The sequence below is a fragment of the Salinibacterium sp. genome (assembly GCF_031364185.1).
In the GTDB taxonomy this organism is placed as follows: Bacteria; Actinomycetota; Actinomycetes; order Actinomycetales; family Microbacteriaceae; genus Rhodoglobus.
In genome coordinates this window covers 1-1,495 of sequence record NZ_JANLVV010000165.1, presented here as the reverse complement: position 1 = coordinate 1,495, position 1,495 = coordinate 1, and the positions used below count along the sequence as shown (strand labels likewise).

Sequence of the window (1,495 nt, the reverse complement as noted above, 5' to 3'; positions counted from 1 at the left end):
GTGGTCACCATCCTGAGCCTGTTCCTGATCTTCGCCGCCCAATTGATGCTCAGCATTGTCGTCTCGGATGGTGCCTTCCAGATCGAGGCCCTGCAGCAGCAGCAGAAGGAACTTCTGCGCACCCAGGATGCCCGGAGTGAGAGCCTCAATATTCTGAGCTCAAGTCAGAACCTCGCAATGAACGCGGCGCACTTCGGGATGGTGCCGAATCCCACACCGCTCACCCTGAACATCCATTCCGGAGCCGTGTACGGCTCGCCGGGAACGGCCGACCCGATGGGGTGTGGCGGAAACTGCAATCTGATCACCAACTCGCTGCTCGCCGGGATGCCGCTGGTTGACCCGACCGCAACAAGCGGAAACGCCGCCGCTCCTGTCGTTGCATCGCCTTCTGCGCCGCAGACTGACCCTGCACCGACGCCCTCCACTGCGCTTCCGGCGCCAGTGACTCGGTAACACCACACAACAGATCTTGGGGATGTTCATCGCATGAGAACACGCAGCGGCCGAGCGCGGATCTCGCTTGCGGTGCTGATCGTCTTTGCGATCGTGGCCGTGTTTGTCGTGAGACTGGTTGATATACAGGTGGTGCGCGCCGACGAGTTCAACGCGGCATCTCTCGACAAACGGGGTAGGGAAGTTACCACCTACGGAGTCAGAGGTGACATTGTGGATGCCCATGGCGCGGTGCTTGCCGACAGCGTATTGCGCTACGACATCACTGCGTCACCGAGGGTTGCCCTGCTGCCGACGGACGCCGCGGTGTCGGTTCCGGCTGACCTTGCAGCCATTGCTGCGATTACCAAGCAGGATCCGGCGGCGCTGTATGCCGCAATGACGGCCAACCCAAAGTCAGACTTTATGTATCTCATTAAAAATGTCACTCTCGATGTATTCGAGCAGATTGATGCACTTGAGATCTCGTGGATTTATCCAGAACGCAAATCCGCGCGAAGCTACCCGAACGGCCAGATCGCGGGAAATCTCGTCGGTTACATTGGCACCGACGGCCCGCAGGCCGGTCTTGAGCTGAGTGAGGACCAGTGCCTTGCCAGCGCGAACGGCTCGACATCTTTTGAGAAGGGAGAGGACGGCACCGCACTGCCCGGCAGCGAGGTGGTGTCGAAGCCGAGCAAGGACGGCGGCGCACTGCGCCTGACCATTGATCGCGACCTGCAGTTCTATGTCCAGCAGCGCATGGAACAGACCGCGATCCAGCTTGGAGCAACCTGGACGACCGCCGTCGTCATCCGGATCGCCGACGGCCATCTGATGGCGGTGAGCGACTGGCCTACGGTTGATCCGAATACGGTGCACTCGGGTCCGGTCGACCAGGCAGCGGGCTCGCGGGCATTCAGCACCCCATACGAGCCTGGCTCCACGATGAAGGCGCTGACGGCGGCATCCCTCGTCGACTCGGGAGCCGCCAACCCTGGCAGCGGGGTCGTCGCGCCATACTCACTACCGCAGGCCGACGGCAGCTCGATCTCCGACG

2 protein-coding genes are annotated in these 1,495 nt (G+C 61.6%); both read left to right on the top strand.

What is annotated here, in order from left to right:
• The coding region (locus tag RMN95_RS07365) for a hypothetical protein (RefSeq protein WP_309616288.1) at positions 1-456 on the top strand (456 nt) is incomplete at its 5' end.
• Between the two features lie 33 nt (positions 457-489).
• Positions 490-1,495 (top strand): penicillin-binding transpeptidase domain-containing protein (locus RMN95_RS07360; RefSeq protein WP_309616287.1); only part of this gene is annotated, 1,006 nt, incomplete at its 3' end.